Genomic DNA, 17,824 nt, shown 5'->3' with positions numbered 1-17,824 from the left:
TTTAGAATTTGGCAAGAACGTAAATATACCTTTATATTACGAAGCCAGTCTTAATTCATTCCATAAATTTTTACATCATTATTTTCAACATTCAAAACGACCGTATTCCATTCAACAATTAAATTTCCGTATTTACTATTAACATTGATTTTGAGTTCTTGATCGTTATTTTTTGATTTGAAAATAAAATCACCTTTTCTTTCAGAAAATATAAATTCATATGGTGTTTTTATACCTTTAGTTATAACTCCATTTTGAACCATATCAAACTCATTTTGACTTTCGGAAGTAATTTTTATAATTCTTTGGGTACTAAAGTTTGAACTACAAAATGAAAAAACAATCAATATTGTCAGAATTCCTATCACTGATAACAATGCTTTTTTCATAATTTTAGTTTTTTATGTTATTTTTAAATTTATAACGGGCTTGTATAACCGTATTTCATGGGTGTGCATATACTGATTTCCGATTAAACACCAAAGCTTATAATTTCGTGTAGATTCGAATGTAATCGAATCATTCGAAACTGCTATGATAATTGTAACCTGGTTTTTGAAAAAGTCAACTCATATCAGTAAATTTAGATTTCACCATCTCGTTGTTTTCATTTAGTTGTTAGTTACTTTTTGTGCTATTTTTCAAAGTATAATTCTTTAAAATACGCAAACCGTTTTCCAGGAATTATCATTTTCCAAATATCTTTTTTTGGGATTATATTTTTATCTGATAGTCTTTTTCCGTCTACATAAGTTCTGAATATTAAAGCATAAAAAAATAACAGTAATACAAATAGTGTTGGATTCACTAAGTCTGTTCTACTTAGCCATATTAGTGCTACAATAGGTGATAAGATTGTTAAGTAGTAAAAGAATAAATTTTTCATATTTTACATTTGGTATTTGAGTAAACGTATTAAACTTTTTAATTGACAAAATTTTAAATTCCGATAGCCACGATAGCATATCAAAAGAGCCAAAAATTCTGTTATATATATAATATTAGATTAAAAATTTGGACTTAGTCCAAATAATCCGGCTTTAAATTTTTCCCAATCCGAAAATATCGCTGAAGCAACAATATATGTTACTACAAATAAAACTATTTTCAGTTTTTCTTTTTCCGTTAGTTTATTAATCATTTTTTTATTTTTAGTTTTTAACTGTTAACGGTTTAGCTTAACTTCTTTTCGATAAAGTATAGCTGTTGTTGTGATTAGTTAAGTATTATAATTTTATTTTTAAATTCTAATATTTCAGAAAGGTAAATTTCATTCAAAAATTCATTATACGAATCCTCCCTCTTATATTCAATATTCTGTAACGCTTTTATAATATTCTCTTTAGCCTTTTCAAATTTCTCGAGTTTATAATAAGATTTAGCGATGCCAAAATAAGCCTCAGGAGTATATTCAGATTGTTTTAAAGCTCGCTGAAATTCGGTGATTGCTTTTTCATAATTACCTGTTTCATATTCGCATAATCCAAGATATATAAACGTATGAATATCTACCAAATTTTCTTTATTGTATTTTACATTTAAATTGAAAGATTGAATGGCCTTTTTGTATTCTTCTTTTCCAAAATAGCACTCACCTCTTAAAAAATCGATATCTTCTCCCCAAGGGGCATCTACGAAATTTGGTGTTAAACTGTCAAATCGATTAAAATCTTCAAGAGCTTTATCAAAGTCTCGCATTTTTCTTAACCTTATCCATCCTCTATAACCTAAATGTAATTTTGGATCAATTTCAACAGCTTTATTTAGATATTCAAAACCTTTCTCAAAATCTCCTGCTTTATTAAAAGCAACCGAACGTTCCATCCATGCATCGCTATTTTCCCGATCATATTCAATGGCTTTTTCATACTGTCGAGATTCTACCATTAATCTTGATTTTTCTTTATCGGATTTTGTTTTCCACCAAATACTAAAAAATATGATTACTGTAAGAATTATGGAGCCTAATCCAATAAATAAATATTTAAAAAATTTCTTCAATTCGTCCGTTTTTTATTTTGAGTCTAATTAGGTTGTATGTTTTATAGCCTTTATCTCGCTTCCAGTCTGTAAGTTCAATTGCAATTTCTTGTAATTCCTTGATTAACATACCATTATTAAATTCAGTGCTTTTATAATTTTGATCGATTTGGAATGTCTCGACATTACAAAGTTTTCCTGTTTTAGTGATATTTAATCTCAATGTTATAAAGCCATTTTGTGGTTTAATTCCGGTTTCGGAACGTTGGATTTTCTCAAAAGCTTTCCTTACAGCGGGATTTTCACCTTCAACTCGACTGTTAATTCCACTTGCAAAATATGGAAAAATAGGTTCATCACAATCATTGTTTTCTTGTGAAAAAGATTGAATGGAGAATGATAAAAATAATATTGATAGGACAAGATTTTGTTTCATTGGTTGGATTGTAATTTACGTTTAATAAACTTATACAAAGCTTTGAATAAACCCTAATTTAGTAGAATTTATTTTATCTTCTAGGTAACTTTTTATTATTTATGAAAACTAAGTTTTCACCTTGATGCATAAATGAAAAATCATGTTTACTAATTGCACTAAAGAAACTTGAAGAACACCCGTTTTTCATCCTATCATGTAATTCTATTATAAGACATTTGGTATTCTTTAACCAATTATCTGTATTGTTCTCAAACAATTCTTTTTCATATCCTTCAATATCAATTTTAATAATATCAATAAATTCATAGTTATATTGATGCATGATATCATCTACAGTTACTGCTTTAACAGAAGATTCGGAATCTTTATTACCAGATTTTTCAATAGACTCAGTCATAAATCCTGAATTTCCATACCCTCTGTCAACAACATATAATTCTTGATTACTTATGTTAGATAATGCTTTATTTAAAGGGGTAATATTGTCATAATGTTTGGTGTTTTCCTCTAATAAAAGAAAATTAGAGGCTTCGGGTTCAATAGAAATGATTTTAGCATTGGGATACTTATTCGAGAAAAATATTGCTGCCAAACCTATATTGGCTCCAGCATCAATAATATTTTTTGGTTCAAAATCTAGTGGAATATTATATTCTCCATTAAAAAATACCTGTTGAAAAATTGGAATATCACTAGTTTTACTTCTAATTTTAAAGGAGTGTTCAATGTTATTTAAAGAGATAGATATTATTCCTGATGTTTTAGTTTTAATATTATAATATATTTTAAATCCTTTATTTAACCCGAATTTTTTAATATAACTTCCAATTCGTATTCCTATTCTAAATATTCTCAAATTCTCTAATTTTAATTACGTCAAACGTATAATGCATGTCGCGTATTCTAAATGACATAAACTATACCCGAGGATGGGTGCTGTTTTTTTATTCTCTCGTAAATTCAATTCGTCCACCTCCTTGATATAATAGCATCTTCTTGTTTGATGTGCTAAATTCAAATTTTGCACCTGCTTGATCAAACTTAAATTTATCTTTGCCGGTTGCATCAAGAGGAAATGCTGGCTGTCCTGTACCTTGTGCAATTAAGGTATTTCCGTCTTTAGTTATTGTAATTTTCAACGCAATTTGTTTTGAAGAATACACCCCTAAATACTTGTCTAAGTCTTCAGAAGTTACGTTGTATGTTGTGAAAACAGGAATATCGTATGGCCTATCGTAAACCGCACTTAAAACTGCAATAGAAATATCATTATTATTCATATTAGTTCCGTTAGAAACCAAAGCATATGAAATATTGTCGTCTGGAAAATGTGAATAAACTGAACTAAAACCATCTATTCCGCCTGTGTGTCCGAAACCAACACTTCTGTAGAAAGGAATTTCAAATAAACCAATTCCGAAACCATCTTTAATGGTTTTCATCATTTTAAGACTTTCACTTTTCAAAAGTTTACCGTCAAATAAAGCATCTGAAAATTTTGTCAAGTCAATTGAAGTAGAAATTATCGCACCTGCACCTAATGGAACAGTAAAATCGGTTTCAGGCTCTACTTTCCAAGTCCCTGCAAATCTGTATGATTTAGATTCATTATTATTCGTATTGATTTTGCCAAAAACATATGTGTTTGACAACCCAATTGGGTTCGAAATATATTTTTCGAGTATGGTAGGGTAGGGATTTCCATATATTTTTTCAAGAATATAGGTTAATAACACAAAATTTGAGTTGCTGTATTCTGCTTTACTATTGGGGTTGAAGTCACTTCCTCCTTTTGCAATAATTTCAACCATTTTTTCTTCTGTCTTTGGTGTTGTGTTCCAAGTCAGGTAATCTTTATCGTTGGTGAAGTTATGTATACCACTTCTGTGTCTTAGCAAATGTTCTATGGTTATCTTTTTGGAATTTTTAAATGTCGGAAACCATTTGTCAATAGTTTGGCTTAGGTTTATTTTTTTTTCCTCAACTGCTTTTAGTATTAAAACTGCAGTAAATGTTTTAGAAATTGAGCCAATCCTATATTTAGAGATATCGGTAGCTTTAACATTGTTTTCGACATCTGCAAATCCAACTGATTTTGTGTATATAACCTCTCCGTTATTGGATACTGCAACACTTCCCATAAACTTATTGTTTTGTTCGAGAGCATTGAAATAGTTGTCTAACTTAGTGTTGTCAAAGCTACTTTGAGCACTTCCGATTTGACTTATTGAAAAGGTCAAAAAGATTATTAAGATTGTTTTAATCATTTTGTTATTTCTTTATTTCTAAGGTCTAAATATTTCCAAATGGTCTCATAAAAATATCAAATTCCACACTATTTTGAGAATAACTCAATTTGGAAATTAACATTTGCAATATGTTTAGAGTTTGTTTAACCCTATTAAACACAATCACAAAGCTAGGTTATTATATAGTTCTAGGTTGATGAAGCAGTTTTTTTTTTACAGAGAACCAATACTCCATGGAATTTCAGCATCCTCGTTGTAGTCTCTTTCAAAACCACAATTATTTATACTGAAAGTAGTACCGAAATTTTTTGCAAAACCTTTATAACCATCATTGCAATCAACTTCTAAATTCAAGTTTTTCACTTTACCGTTTTTATAAAATGTGGTTTCAGAAAAATCAATATCAATGTTTCTCAAAAGTTTAAATTCAGCTGCTATTTTGATAAGCTCGTCTTTTGTTGTGTTTTCAGTGATTATTAAAAATGCTTTTTCAGAACTTGTTGAATAAGTGGTTTTACCCGCCTCGGTTTTTACACAACTTAAAGTTGTAATACTTAGCAAAACTAAAATTAAATTTTTCATTATTTATTTTTATTAATTAGAAATAGTTTTTCTATTTGTATCTTATTGCTTCTTTTTGTTACAATTTTTCACAAATTACATCTAATAGTTTTGTGCAAGATTGGTTGCTTAATTTTAAAGTCGAATTTAGAAAATAGAAACCAAGCAAAAAAGAAGGCAAATTTTAGTTCATAAACTTTACATTAGCAATTTTTAAACGGTTTTCTAAAAGAATTTTTTAAAAGCGTTATATTATCCATTCCAACTTGTTAAGATCCCTTTCATATTTTCCATTTTGACTAGGTAAAATATTGTCCAAAAAAGTTCCCAAAATATCGCTACTAAAAAGAAGAACATAAAATTCAGTTCGCTGTATTTTATGTCAAAGTACACCAATAAAAAGGTCGTAATTAAAACAGCAATAAAATTGATAAGAGTAGCACTTTTTAAACTCATTTCGATAAGTCCTGTCAAGAAATTCCAGCCGACTAGTCTGTCCGTTATTTTTATTTTTTTTGGATCAGAAAAGTCAATTATTATTCTCTGAGCAAAATCCAATTTGACTATTATTTTATTATTTTTCTTTTCAAATTTATAATCAAACTTATTTAGTAATAGTTCTGTATTTTCAATTCCCATAATATTTGGTCCAATGTTTTACATCATTTTGTATAAATATCGCAGTATATAAATTAAAAAATTATTTTCGGTTTATTCACAAGTCTCATTTTTAAATTTCACTGTTTATCTTTTGTTTACACACCAAAACTTCTATTTTATATTTTGTTATATGCTGCCCTTTATTAGTTCTGTCAGTTCTATTTGACTTGGTCTTGGTGCATTTGCATCAATGATTTTGCCATCTCGGCCAAAAAGTAAATATCTTGGAATAGTTTTGATGTTATAGTTTTTATAAAGACTGGATTTTTCCCAATTTGTAATGATGTAACTATCTTCTTCATTGGAAAGATTTTCTAATTTTGAAGCGCTAACCCAAGAAGCGTATTCTTTGTCAATTGATATTTCTATAACTTGAAGGTCCTTCTCGCTAAACTTTGATTTTAAGTTTTTTAAAAGAGGTAGTTCTTGTCGGCAAGGTAGACACCAACTTGCCCAAAAATCCACCAAGACAATTTTACCTTTATTTTTTGAAAGTACGTCTTCGAACTTCAATTGATTATCATTAACCAGATTGGTTAAAATCCCAATAGTTCTGTTACTTGCATTTAACTTTTCTCGATTCACTTTATACTCAGCAATAAATAATGACCATTTGTTTCTTAACGAATCATTGTTAGTTATATCGTTAAACTTTATTGCGTATTTTTCAAATTTAAATTTTTCTTTCGTATATATTTCCCTCAGATATGCATTCAATAAAAACTGTTTTGAAGCATCACTTAAAAACGTTTCTTCCTCATTAATAAAATCAAATTTAATGGAAGGCTTAACTCTTTTATTTTTTCTAAAATATTTATATCGAACAAGGTTTTTTAAAAAGAGTATATAGGTTTCATTACGTAATAATTCTTCGTCATTTATTGTAATATCTAAACTATCAATATCTAATTCTGTATTTTGATTTTTAGCTACTCTTAATGTATAGTTTGCAAACCCCAGTTTTTGGTTAATTTTTTTAGTATGGTAGAATTCATTTGAAATGCTATTAACGGCTTTTAGACTATCTAATAGTGTAATAGAATTGAAATAAATTTTTTCCCAATCTAAGGTACTACCTCTAATATAATCTGATTCATCAATTACTATTGCTGCGGTACGAATATTTTTTTTGTATAAAATATAATCCCAGTTTATTTCACTCCAAGTTCTAGTACTGTTCGGAATATTGAAAATTGGATATTTAGCTTTTTTCGATTTGTTAACAGATAAATTTCTCGTATTTATTAAAAGACTATCTCCTTTTTCTAGTTTTAAGCTATAAAATATCATGTTTTTTAAGTCACCTCCTTTAATACCAATTGAATTTTCTGTTGGCACGGTTATGGAGGTTCTAGCTTCTTTTTGTCCGAGATATACCATATCAGGCATAGCCTGCATTTCGTTTAACCAAAGATTTGTAAAAAAAGAGCTTATGGTGTCATATACGCTAATATAGACTTCGTTTCTCTTTTCACTTTTCTTTTTTTTGAGGACTGCAATTTTAGTACTATTTTCCTCGGTTTTTTTTTGATGACAACTAAAAAGAGAAATAAATGATAGTATAAGTAGAAAGTTTTTCATAATCTTGATTTTAGCGTTTTTGTATACGATTTGTTGCGATATTATATGTCAAATTTAAGTGTCAATAATTTTAATATCATTAAAAATTTCAAAGCTAAATAATGGTTTTTTTAGACCATCTTTAATTGCAATCACCTTTTTTCTATTTCATTATATTAATATCCATTCCTTGTTTTTTAAAACGTTGCATAACGGTTTATCTATACTTTCCTGCGCGGTTTACCAATCTAATTTAGAAAAAATAAATTGAATAAAAAATACGAGAGAACTCTCTTAAGTAGGCAAGTAAAAACCATAAATTATGTAAGATTTGGTATGCAATTTTATTATTCAAGTTTCGAATTCAATCGATCTTCAGGTTTTAAATCCAATACTATCTCTTTTAATTCACGTGTCATTTTTCGTATTGGAAAAGTTCTCATGTTACCCAATATGATCACCGTTAAATTATCGTCAGAATACCTATGTAGATTAGACATAAATCCATCCATAGTTCCTCCGTGCCGCATTAAAGTACCATTACGATTACCTTTTCCTCTTTGATATTCTGTAATACGAAAACCATAACTGTAATTCCCTAATTTAGAATTTTCTCCATCAAAAAGTAGAGCGATACTTTTATCAGATAATAAAGTATTAGTATACAAGGCTTGGTCCCACTTATATAAATCTTCAACAGTGGAGAATATATCTCCAGAACCTAATGCGTAAGAGACAATATTTTCATCATTTGTAATTCCAAAGCTTGTTTTTCGATAGCCTTTTGCTCGGTTCTTAGGTTTGTTATGTTTTCTTTCAACTCCAGAATGATTCATTTCTAGTGGCGTGAAGGATCTTTCTTGAAGAACTTGGGCATATGATTTACCTGTAACCTTCTCGATGGCTATTGCAGATAGTGTATAATTTAGATTAGAATACTGATATTTAGTTGTAGGCTTAAATAAAAGCGAAGAAGTATTTATGATTTCAATGATTTCCTGAGAACATACATCTTTGTCCTCGAAGTTGGTAATTCTCTCTAAATGAGGCGCAAAACCAGATTGATGTTTTAGAAGAATATGAAGTGTTAAATCTTTTCCTAGGTCTTCTTTGAGTTCAGGAATATAGGTTCGAATTGGTTCGTTTAAATCTAACAACCCATCTTCTACTAATTGCAATACAGAGACTGCTACGAAAGATTTTGTTAGAGAACCAATTAAGAATTGAGTTTTCGTAGTATTTTTTATTTTATTTTCTCTATTTGCAAAACCATATGCTTTGTTAAAAAGTATCTTCCCATCTTTTGCGACAAGAACAGCTCCTTGATAATCATCTTCTTCAATATGATTTTTAAGAATTTCATCCATTTTTTCAGATAGGCTATCATCCATAGGATAATTTTTAGCTTTTTTTAAGCTGAAAAGAACAGATACACTAATCAGTAGCACAATTGGAAATATTTTTTTTATTCATAGTATTTTGATTTTGAATTAAAAAAAAGCATCAAGAACTGTTCCGGTTTTTCAAATTAGTTACGATGATTTGTGTATGTGGCGAACCAACCAAATAAAAGGCATAAACATCATATTAGGGTAACGCATGTTTTTATTCTGTAAGACTTAATTTTCGGAGTAATGAATTTGATCTCAAATCTAAGTTCGTATTACCAAAATTGTAATTTCTCATAATTATCACACCATATTTACTATCTTTTTCATACTCAAAATGTGCGGAATATCCTGCGTTAGATCCCCCATGCCCAACAGTGTTTATTCCTTGGTCTGAATATAAACTAAAACCAAAACTGTAATTAGATCTTAATCTATTTGTTGGTGTTTGTGTTGTTTGTAAGATTTCAATACTATTATTATTTAAGAGGGTTGTATATCCCATACAAGCTCTCATAAATTTAGCCATATCACTTGATGTCGCGTATATCCCTCCATTAGGTATTCGGTATCCAACTTCATCGTGTTCACGCTTCGGTCTCTCATAGTTAAGTTCGGCAGTGGGTCCTCCAGCCATTCCTGTTGCCAGATTTTCTTTTTGACCTTCCGGAACTTTAAAAAACGTATTCTTCATTTCTAAAGGTTTAAAAATTTTATCTTGCACTAAATCAATATATGGTTTGTCGGCTATTCTTGAAAGCGTTAATCCTAAAATTGCAAATCCAATATTAGAATATCTAAATCTCTCCCCAGGTTTTGAACGAAATGAAGTTTCTGGAATTGCTTTGATAAGATTATTTTCCCATTCACTAATTTTTCCGAAGCGTACATTTTTATCGCTACTTCTTGATTCTCTATCCAGTCCTGCAGTATGAGTGGCCAATTGTTTTAGCGTAATTGGCGTATATTTATTATAACCCTTTAAAAACCTAATTTCTGGCAGATATTTTTCAACAGGGTCATTAACATCGAGTTTACCCTCTTGCTGAAGTTGCAGCATTAAAAATCCAGCAAATGATTTTGAAATGGAACCAATTCGATAAATAGTCTTTGCATCTGCATTCCCGTAAAATTCAGATACTAATACGGTATCTTTACAAACGATAACGAGTGATAAACTTCCATCTATATTATCGTCTTGAACATCACTTTTCAGTAGTTTACTGAAATCCGCAATGATTTTGTTTTTTGTTTGTTTTTCATTTTCATTTTCATTTTTTTCTTGCGTATTACAACTAATAAATAGTAGTAACGCAAATACGAGTGACACACCTCTTTTCAGTCTTTTTAGCAATATCATATTTTTCTTTTTTATTGATTTTTGGTATGATTTTTAAATTGCGCTACAGTTTGCGTAATATTAGTTGTTTGCTTTACAAATTTCATGTAATAAATAAGGACCAAATAGAAAAGGCCTGAAGATTTTAGTAAATTTTACGCTAATAAAAAAAATTTATATGGTGTTGTACTCAGTGCATCTCGATTTGTTAAGTCAGTTTGTAACTTTTCATCAAGAAAACTCCATAAATCAAACATGGTATGGCAAGTAATACGATATATACACTATTTTCGACCGACATAGATTGTCTTATTTTTTCTTTAATCGGTATTCCTGCTGCATCAAGTTTAGCAACAAAGTCAACTATTGCATGAATAATAATTAGCGGGTAAATTCTTTTAGTGATTACTAACAAAAATCCGAACATTATACCGACAAACGTTGCAAAACAAACTTGCGACAATTCACCATATATACCTTTGTCAAAATTCAATAAGTGTAATACTCCAAAAAATAATGCAGAAGCTAATACTGATAAAATGATATTATTTTTTGTTTTTCCAAAATGGTGTATTAGGTGTGATTGCAAAAATCCTCGAATACTCAATTCTTCTGCAAACCCGATTGAAATAGAAAAAATTATAAGAACTAAAATATTGGGAATTAGAAAATCAGTATTTATATCGTCCATTAAAAAGACGTTTAGTAAAACCAAAAAAAACAGTGGAAATATTAATAGATGCACTTTTTCTAGTTTTGTCCCTTTTAATCCAGCAATTTTTGTTAGTCCATTTTTCTTAATTAAAAAATAGGAGAGTAAGATTAAAAATAGATTTGCCCCAATACTTAAAAATGTATGAATTTGATATGAGTCAATACCCTTTTCAATTAGTTGGTAAGAAAAATATTCTCTCACTGTTACTATTGCTAATAATGAAATTACGAATATTACGAGTTGATTCCAGAATTTGTTTTTATTCATTTTTCGGTTTACTTATGATCTCTCTATATTAGACGTAAATTCTAGTAAAATGGTTGCTTGAACTTTTTTCAGCATTGAGAACAAAGTTAAGCATAAAATTGGCCAAGTATTAAAAGTAGCAAATTTTAGATTAAGCAACTAATTAGCTATGAACTCTTTATTAACTTTGTTGGCATTTCGTTATTTTGATCCTTCAGAGTATTATTGACTACTTAGCTTGTTTACTTTTTCTTTTGTAAGTTTAAAATCTTCGCGCCCATTAATGTGATTTAAGACCATTTTAAATTGACCTTCGTCCATTCTTCCTGCTTTGTATTCTTTAGTAATTAAGGGCTCTATTTCTTCCCAATACTGTTCTGGAGCATGTCTTAAAGTCATCGCTGGAAATTGGGGTCCTACACAATTAGTTAGGTCACTTGGAAATCCTCTTTTTTTTATTATATCAATTAAGAATTCTGTATTTTCTATATCTAATAATTTTTGCAATTGCATTAGCGAATCCTCTTGCTTTTCCGTAAAATTCCTTTCACGTTTATTAGCAATGGATCGTGCAATTCTCCCATATGCTAATTGTTTTTCTTCAGGAAAAGCAGCGTATTTTTTATTGGAAAGACCTTCTGCTGTTATAATAGAATCTAGGATTTCAAAAAAAGGATCATCTAACATTTGTCTGTATTTTTGGTCATCCTCGTAACTTTGTAAGATTAGCTGACATAATTTGTCTTTATCCTTGTAATCTTCTTCTTTCGTTTTACAATTAATCAAAATACAACTTAGAGCTATCAGTACTATTTTACTTTTTATCATGATTATTTCTTTAATGAATGCCAACGTTGTTGTAAAAGCTTTGTTGCGTTATTTAAACATTGAACTTACTAAATAAAACACGAACGGTGAAATTCCGAAGGAATTTCCCAAGCGAACTATAACTAGCAATAAAGTTTATACGGTGTTGGCATTTCGTAGTTTTTTCCAGTTTATAATTCCGTTTTATTTTCTTTCCATTTTTTTAAAATTCAGTTTTTGAGTGATTAATCAGCCAAGAATTTAATTCAGAGCTTGAGTAAATTCCGCAATTCAGATTTTTCACATTTTGCTCAATTCCGCAAACTTTTTAAATTCAGAGTTTTACTATATTCACATATTTTAAATTCAGATTAAGTCAGTAATTTTGGAGTAAATTAAATTCAATATATAATTCGTTTTTTTTCTAATTTAAGTGTTTGTAATAAATTTGACCATTTAAGACCGTATTTGAATAATAAGAAAATTATATAAAAATATCCTCCGTTAAACACTATCAAAACTATAGTATATGTTCCAAAATATCCGCTAAAAAGTTTTTTAATTGTTAACCATAAATGTGGATTGATGAAAAGTTTATAAAGAGAATATGTTCCTAAATAGAACGCTGTTATTAAAAAAATAATTCCTAATCCTTTTTTCAACATATTATTTTTTTATTTTCCATTTTTCACTTTCAGAGTTTGAGTGAGCTATGAATGCCAACGTTTTGTGTATAAGCTTTGTTGGTTTGTTTAAGCAAATAATTTAGTAAATAAAACACTAACGGTGAATTTACGGAGGAATTTCCTAAGTGAGCTAATACCAGCAATAAAGTTTATACGGTGTTGCCAGTAGTTTTTACTCATTTCCATAATTCAATTTAATAAAAGTGTTTGATTCATAGTCTATTCCAATAACTTTAAAAAAATATGAATATATAAAATTCAATTCATGTTTTTTGTTATCATGAATTAACATATAATTCAAAAAATAGTAATCTCGTTTTTCAAGGTTGAAATTTTGTAAATCGTTAATTGATTTAACGTGAAATTTTTCCAATTCATCTTCAAATCCGTCTCCGGATTTCCGCCAACTTTGAAATATAGATTTCATTTTCAATTCATATTCTTCATAATTTAATTTTTCAAAATCATTTGAATTTATTTTAGATTTAATAATTGGACCATAAGATTCAATTATTTCAGATTTAGGTTCAGTTTCTTTTCTTTCATTTTGGATAAAAGATTTCCAACTTTCTCCCATTTCTTTTAATTTTTTTTCAGTATTGAAGTATTTCTCATTAAGTAAGTCAAATTTAAATATATCATTAAATTCAATTTTTCCGTTTTCAATTCTAAATATATTGCAGATATAGAATGAACAGTCTTTGCTGTTATTCCTAATGTGTTTTATATGCTCTATGCTTTTTTTCAAATGTCTAGTCCTGAAATATGGCTACAGGTTAAAAATTGATTTAGGCTGTTAATTTGTATACCATATTTGGTGTTTTATAGTCTGTCGAATCCGCCGTAATTGCGGTTATACATCTTAAGTTAGTTTTTTATTTAATTATACTTTCCCAACCATAGACATAGTATTAAGTATACAATGTGCAATAATTAAAGGCCATAAATTCCTTCCAAATTTCACATATGCTATTCCCATTACTAAACCTATAATTCCTACTGTAATTGACCTTTCTGATATATCGTAAGAGTGTCTAAATCCAAAAATAATTGCTTGCAAAAGAACGGCAATAGAAGTAGCAAACGAGGTTTTAGAAAATAATCGTTCAAACCAATTGATTAAAAAGCCTCTATCTAACAGTTCTTCTAATGCCGATTGAAGCAATATAAATGGAATAATTGTAAAAAAGTGAATCCAATTTTCCTTTAAATCTCCAAATTTAGAAACTGCATCTTGCGAGGAAGTATCTGGCGATAAATTGATAGGTAATAAGTTTTGAATCTGCTGAAAAACAATAATTAATATTGGAATAGCTATTAATATTCCAATAGTTACCAATGAGGTTATTAATAGATTTTCTGGTTTTCGTAACCCTAAACCTTTCCACGTTATATTTCGAGCATTCATTCTCCACAAGGCAATTATCAAAGTCGAGAATGACCACATTAATCCATTTGCAATAAAAGGTAGTTGAGAAAAATAAACTTCCCTTATCAAAAACATTACAGCTATGTAAAGCATAATGTCAAAAAGAAATCCTTTATAGTTTATTTGTTCGGAAGTTAGTGCTGTATTCATTCCATTCGTTTAATCTATAGTAGGACTATAGGATGTTGTATTAAGTTACATTTATCTATAATTTTTTTCAAATGCACGCCAACGGTTTGTGTAATGTTAGCTGCGTGATTTAAGAATCGAATTTAGCAAAAGCAAACCGAATATAAAAGCAGGCAAGATTTTAGGTAATAAGATCTGCAATAGCAATTAATTTTACACAGTGTTGTAGGTAGTTTTCTTTTAATGCCTATAAGTTCCGTCTGGCAAAATAGTTGGCATTTTATAATTAGGATTTGTTAATAATGAAAATATTGCCGTATCTGTATCCTCAATTTTTTGCCTTGTGTTTAATCTCCATTCATTATCAATTTCATTTAGTCTGTTTTCCTGTGCTCCCAACATTGAGGTTATCGCCCAATACAAATATTCAATAGTTTGACAACTTGCGTAGTCACAGGTTTGGTCGTCATAGGTATACCAAGCATTGGCTGGATAAGAATTAGGGATTGTCATAAACTGCCCGCCTCTTGCAATATCCATAGCATTTGCTAAATCTGAACCAACATTCTGTCCAAAGGCACTTGGGTAAGCTGCTGAGTGTCCTGCATTGTTAATGATATGAAGTACCTCTTCCAATGAAGCGTCAAATTCACCCGTTCTTCCATTGGAAACAAAGTTTGGATGTGTTTCATCATTTCCTAAATCTTGTCCTTCTCTACCACTTGGTGGTTCGATATTGTTTAGGTCGTTTTCGTTTTTCCACATTACGATAAATGCTCTTTTCTCAAGCATTTTATCCAATACTAATTGGTCATCTACAGTTCCGTCTTCATCATTATCAAGATACTGTGCCATTACATTAGCAGCGTGTAAGAGTTTGGCATCTTCTACTGCTGCGACTGCATAAATATCTATTCCAAAAACAACTACTTTTCGGTTAAAACTTGAAAATCCATCGTCTGAATGAGCGACTATGGTGAAATTTGGGTCGTTACCTGTATCAATTGGTCCAACAGGTGTGTCATCTTTTTTGCAAGACGATGTCAGCAATAAGCCCAAAAAAAAGATACTGAAAAATGAAATTTTATTTGTCATAATTTATTTCTAAACGTTTTTTTGTTTCTCAAATTGCCTACAACGGTTCGGCTATGAGTAGTTACTTAAGGTTTTAAAGATAGCAAAAATGCACAGAGTGATGAATATTCGGAGAATATTCCGATTGGCACTTACCACTCCCAAGCAATTACTTATAGCCATTGTTGTACACAATTATTTTATTAATTCAACATTTTTCCATTCTCATCAAATATTTTAAAGCTATTATATGATGTTGATAGAAATGATTTTTCTTCTTTCGTCATTAAGTCTTCGAATTTATAACCTGGTAACTCAAAGTCTTTAGGTATTCCTAACATCAATAAGTTTCGATTATTCAATAAAACAAAGCGTACATATTTTCTTTTCGGAAATGACACATATAGAGAAATTGCATTTTCAAAGTCTAATTCGTCTACTAATTCCTTTGGCATATCTTCGGTCACTCTGTTTCTGTGATTAACAAATGACTTGTCGGTTGTGAATTTTATGTAAACCTTATTTTCTTTATTATCGTTGATGACTTTTTGTAAGAATGAATGTTCCTCAACACGAGATTTCAATTCGCTTTTTTTGTCAATAAAATTTTGAAGTGGCGTTATTTCTTCTCCAATTGCCATTGTCAAGTCGTAAATAATCTTTCCGTCAGATTTTTTGTCAATAAGTTCAGCTTGCCAGCAATCGCCATCAAAACTGTAAGAGCCAATGTGTGCTATAATTGATGATTTAACATCAAAATTATCTAGCTCTTTTTTTTCACGATAAAGCAAATCGTAAAGTTGTTTGTTTGGGTTTTCAATTCGAGATTTTAATTCTTTTGGAAGGAATGGGACTAGATTCTGAATATCTTTTTCCAACTCTGTTTTTTTGATACTATCTTTTATAAAGTATTGATAGTTTTTGAGTGTATTATAAAAATGTAGCTTGTTAAAAGCATCAATTCCTTCATCTTTAATTATTTCGAAAGTTTTATTCTCAAAATATTCTTGTTTGTCAGAATTTAAGTTAGCATATGCTTTTGCGATTTTGCTACCATCTGAAAAATAGTGGGTACGGGTTGTATCATCAATTCTTATGTTAGAACCCAATAATATTTTATCAATATCTATATCCAGTTTCGCAAGTTCTTCTATATATGTTTTTCTTGCATTTGAAGCAATATTGCTATTAGCATTTCTAGAAACATTATCATTCATTATGTTTAAGAATGACTTTACAAAAACATTCCAATTTTGAGTTTTGGAAGCCAAACTAGCAATCCTTTTTTGTTGCACTATTGGTCCGTTATCAAAACTACAAGTTCCAACTTGTCTATTTTGTCTCATTAATTCCAAAGCTCTTTTTTTGGAAATTAATTGTGCGGTAAAATCCTCTAAATCCCCATTTGAGACTTTGTTTTTTTCTGCGTAATCTAAAGCTTCTAATAAAAGGTTTTTAAAATTACTATCATTGGTATAAAGCTGTCTGCAAATTTCTCTTTTTTTGATTGCCATTCGTTTAATTCGTATCTACGAGTTATATAATCTTGTTCTTTTCTATAAGGTGGTTTTTCGGTTTTTAGTTCATAGTAATTTACTAATGAGTCAATAATAGTTCTTTGATATGGTTTAAATTCATTTGACTTGTCGTCATTATCATAAAAAATAGATGTTTCTGGCTTTACTATTAAGTCTGTATAGTTTATCCAATCTGAAAGTTTTTTTGGAATAGCGACTGATTTGAATTCTTGATTTAAGTAGAAACCTTTTATTATAGTTGACTCTTTATGTTTACTCCATTTTTCTTGGTAAGAAGAGAAATATATTCTACTATTTTGTTTTTTATTTGAAAAGATTTCAATCTCATAATTTTGGCTATCAATAATGTGTCTTTGACTTTTACCAATTTCAAATGACTTTATCTGTAGTTTCTTTTCCTTTTTATAATTTAAATATGCGTTTTTTATAATTAATAAATCTTTGTCAACCTGTAACCCTTTAAATTTATTTTGTAATTGTTTAATATTCTCTGATTTCTTTAATTCAGACAGAAAATTTTTTGGTTCTTTTGTTATTATTTCAAAATAGGTAGCTAATGCTTGTGGAAGAGAATAAAAATTAGGTGTTTCACTTTGACTATAATTCACTTCCAAGTAATTTATAATGGAATCAAGTTCTGGAATATCACTTTCGCTAATTATTGAATTTTGACAGAAAATATTTCCTGAAATTAGTAATGATAGTAATATGTAGATTGATTTTGTCATAATTGTGTACAACGTTTTGGCTAAGCTGCGTTTTAATGCAGTTTAGGTGGTGTTGGCAATAGTTATTTTTTTTCTAAAGTAAATTCCATAATATTTGACTCGGAACAATTCATAGGTACTGCTTTTCCTACAATAATTACATTTCCTTCATTTTTGATTTTACCATAAATATCCCACCTACAACTATAAGAATCAAAACTAGCCATATTCTCCTCAGTTTCCTTTGTTACGGTTTGATATTTTACAACAGATGGAGTTAAATTTCCATTAAATCCATTTTCATCTCCATTAATATT

20 protein-coding genes are annotated in these 17,824 nt (G+C 29.3%); all 20 read right to left on the bottom strand.

Features of this window, described 5'->3' with window-relative positions:
- Window positions 1-50 precede the first annotated feature (50 nt).
- Window positions 51-389, bottom strand: a complete 339-nt coding sequence (locus tag BSU00_RS09950; protein ID WP_105004256.1) for a hypothetical protein — start codon at window positions 387-389, stop codon at window positions 51-53.
- 245 nt (window positions 390-634) lie between these two features.
- Window positions 635-886 (bottom strand): hypothetical protein, encoded by a 252-nt coding sequence (locus BSU00_RS09945; RefSeq protein WP_105004255.1) that lies wholly within the window; start codon window positions 884-886, stop codon window positions 635-637.
- A gap of 120 nt (window positions 887-1,006) precedes the next feature.
- Window positions 1,007-1,141, bottom strand: a complete 135-nt coding sequence (locus BSU00_RS13720) for a hypothetical protein (protein WP_255402330.1) — start codon at window positions 1,139-1,141, stop codon at window positions 1,007-1,009.
- Between the two features lie 74 nt (window positions 1,142-1,215).
- Window positions 1,216-2,001, bottom strand: coding sequence for a tetratricopeptide repeat protein (locus tag BSU00_RS09940; protein WP_105004254.1), 786 nt, complete (start codon window positions 1,999-2,001; stop codon window positions 1,216-1,218).
- Window positions 1,985-2,416, bottom strand: coding sequence for a hypothetical protein (locus tag BSU00_RS09935; RefSeq protein ID WP_105004253.1), 432 nt, complete (start codon window positions 2,414-2,416; stop codon window positions 1,985-1,987). Before BSU00_RS09935 ends, BSU00_RS09940 begins: the two co-directional genes overlap by 17 nt.
- A gap of 73 nt (window positions 2,417-2,489) precedes the next feature.
- Window positions 2,490-3,275 (bottom strand): FkbM family methyltransferase, encoded by a 786-nt coding sequence (locus BSU00_RS09930; RefSeq protein ID WP_105004252.1) that lies wholly within the window; start codon window positions 3,273-3,275, stop codon window positions 2,490-2,492.
- A gap of 88 nt (window positions 3,276-3,363) precedes the next feature.
- A complete protein-coding gene (locus tag BSU00_RS09925) occupies window positions 3,364-4,686 on the bottom strand; it encodes a serine hydrolase (protein ID WP_105004251.1) in 1,323 nt (440 codons plus the stop codon).
- A gap of 195 nt (window positions 4,687-4,881) precedes the next feature.
- Complete coding sequence (locus BSU00_RS09920; protein ID WP_105004250.1) at window positions 4,882-5,250, bottom strand: hypothetical protein; 369 nt, start codon at window positions 5,248-5,250, stop codon at window positions 4,882-4,884.
- 231 nt (window positions 5,251-5,481) lie between these two features.
- Window positions 5,482-5,868 (bottom strand): hypothetical protein, encoded by a 387-nt coding sequence (locus tag BSU00_RS09915; RefSeq protein ID WP_105004249.1) that lies wholly within the window; start codon window positions 5,866-5,868, stop codon window positions 5,482-5,484.
- 147 nt (window positions 5,869-6,015) lie between these two features.
- On the bottom strand, window positions 6,016-7,227 hold the full coding sequence (locus tag BSU00_RS09910) for a TlpA disulfide reductase family protein (protein WP_158254416.1): 1,212 nt from the start codon (window positions 7,225-7,227) through the stop codon (window positions 6,016-6,018).
- A 569-nt stretch (window positions 7,228-7,796) separates the two neighbouring features.
- Window positions 7,797-8,840: a serine hydrolase gene (locus BSU00_RS09905; RefSeq protein ID WP_105004247.1), complete on the bottom strand. Its 1,044-nt coding sequence runs from the start codon at window positions 8,838-8,840 to the stop codon at window positions 7,797-7,799.
- Between the two features lie 214 nt (window positions 8,841-9,054).
- Complete coding sequence (locus tag BSU00_RS09900; RefSeq protein ID WP_105004246.1) at window positions 9,055-10,197, bottom strand: serine hydrolase; 1,143 nt, start codon at window positions 10,195-10,197, stop codon at window positions 9,055-9,057.
- A gap of 187 nt (window positions 10,198-10,384) precedes the next feature.
- Complete coding sequence (locus tag BSU00_RS09895) at window positions 10,385-11,158, bottom strand: CPBP family intramembrane glutamic endopeptidase (protein WP_105004245.1); 774 nt, start codon at window positions 11,156-11,158, stop codon at window positions 10,385-10,387.
- 201 nt (window positions 11,159-11,359) lie between these two features.
- Complete coding sequence (locus tag BSU00_RS09890; protein WP_105004244.1) at window positions 11,360-11,965, bottom strand: hypothetical protein; 606 nt, start codon at window positions 11,963-11,965, stop codon at window positions 11,360-11,362.
- An 837-nt stretch (window positions 11,966-12,802) separates the two neighbouring features.
- Window positions 12,803-13,378, bottom strand: a complete 576-nt coding sequence (locus BSU00_RS09885; protein ID WP_105004243.1) for a hypothetical protein — start codon at window positions 13,376-13,378, stop codon at window positions 12,803-12,805.
- Between the two features lie 135 nt (window positions 13,379-13,513).
- Window positions 13,514-14,209 (bottom strand): CPBP family intramembrane glutamic endopeptidase, encoded by a 696-nt coding sequence (locus BSU00_RS09880; protein ID WP_105004242.1) that lies wholly within the window; start codon window positions 14,207-14,209, stop codon window positions 13,514-13,516.
- Between the two features lie 219 nt (window positions 14,210-14,428).
- Window positions 14,429-15,283 carry a hypothetical protein gene (locus BSU00_RS09875; RefSeq protein ID WP_105004241.1) on the bottom strand — a complete coding sequence of 285 codons (855 nt, stop codon included), beginning with the start codon at window positions 15,281-15,283 and terminating at the stop codon, window positions 14,429-14,431.
- Between the two features lie 182 nt (window positions 15,284-15,465).
- On the bottom strand, window positions 15,466-16,776 hold the full coding sequence (locus tag BSU00_RS09870) for a hypothetical protein (RefSeq protein WP_105004240.1): 1,311 nt from the start codon (window positions 16,774-16,776) through the stop codon (window positions 15,466-15,468).
- Window positions 16,704-17,528 carry a hypothetical protein gene (locus BSU00_RS09865; RefSeq protein WP_105004239.1) on the bottom strand — a complete coding sequence of 275 codons (825 nt, stop codon included), beginning with the start codon at window positions 17,526-17,528 and terminating at the stop codon, window positions 16,704-16,706. The genes BSU00_RS09870 and BSU00_RS09865 overlap by 73 nt, the downstream gene beginning before the upstream one ends.
- Before the next feature lie 62 nt (window positions 17,529-17,590).
- Window positions 17,591-17,824 (bottom strand): hypothetical protein (locus tag BSU00_RS12935; RefSeq protein WP_158254415.1); only part of this gene is annotated, 234 nt, incomplete at its 5' end.

The organism is Tenacibaculum sp. SG-28 (assembly GCF_002954385.1).
Lineage (GTDB): Bacteria > Bacteroidota > Bacteroidia > Flavobacteriales > Flavobacteriaceae > Polaribacter.
Note: the sequence above shows the minus strand (reverse complement) of the source record. Positions and strands in the feature narration are given on the sequence as shown.

What these genes read in the sequence shown, in the direction of transcription:
- BSU00_RS09950 (WP_105004256.1), bottom strand. Translation starts at nt 389, where the DNA reads ATGAAAAAAGCATTGTTATCAGTGATAGGAATTCTGACAATATTGATT.
- BSU00_RS09945 (WP_105004255.1), bottom strand. Translation starts at nt 886, where the DNA reads ATGAAAAATTTATTCTTTTACTACTTAACAATCTTATCACCTATTGTA.
- BSU00_RS13720 (WP_255402330.1), bottom strand. Translation starts at nt 1,141, where the DNA reads ATGATTAATAAACTAACGGAAAAAGAAAAACTGAAAATAGTTTTATTT.
- BSU00_RS09935 (WP_105004253.1), bottom strand. Translation starts at nt 2,416, where the DNA reads ATGAAACAAAATCTTGTCCTATCAATATTATTTTTATCATTCTCCATT.
- BSU00_RS09925 (WP_105004251.1), bottom strand. Translation starts at nt 4,686, where the DNA reads ATGATTAAAACAATCTTAATAATCTTTTTGACCTTTTCAATAAGTCAA.
- BSU00_RS09920 (WP_105004250.1), bottom strand. Translation starts at nt 5,250, where the DNA reads ATGAAAAATTTAATTTTAGTTTTGCTAAGTATTACAACTTTAAGTTGT.
- BSU00_RS09915 (WP_105004249.1), bottom strand. Translation starts at nt 5,868, where the DNA reads ATGGGAATTGAAAATACAGAACTATTACTAAATAAGTTTGATTATAAA.
- BSU00_RS09905 (WP_105004247.1), bottom strand. Translation starts at nt 8,840, where the DNA reads ATGGATGATAGCCTATCTGAAAAAATGGATGAAATTCTTAAAAATCAT.
- BSU00_RS09900 (WP_105004246.1), bottom strand. Translation starts at nt 10,197, where the DNA reads ATGATATTGCTAAAAAGACTGAAAAGAGGTGTGTCACTCGTATTTGCG.
- BSU00_RS09895 (WP_105004245.1), bottom strand. Translation starts at nt 11,158, where the DNA reads ATGAATAAAAACAAATTCTGGAATCAACTCGTAATATTCGTAATTTCA.
- BSU00_RS09890 (WP_105004244.1), bottom strand. Translation starts at nt 11,965, where the DNA reads ATGATAAAAAGTAAAATAGTACTGATAGCTCTAAGTTGTATTTTGATT.
- BSU00_RS09880 (WP_105004242.1), bottom strand. Translation starts at nt 14,209, where the DNA reads ATGAATACAGCACTAACTTCCGAACAAATAAACTATAAAGGATTTCTT.
- BSU00_RS09875 (WP_105004241.1), bottom strand. Translation starts at nt 15,283, where the DNA reads ATGACAAATAAAATTTCATTTTTCAGTATCTTTTTTTTGGGCTTATTG.
- BSU00_RS09870 (WP_105004240.1), bottom strand. Translation starts at nt 16,776, where the DNA reads ATGGCAATCAAAAAAAGAGAAATTTGCAGACAGCTTTATACCAATGAT.
- BSU00_RS09865 (WP_105004239.1), bottom strand. Translation starts at nt 17,528, where the DNA reads ATGACAAAATCAATCTACATATTACTATCATTACTAATTTCAGGAAAT.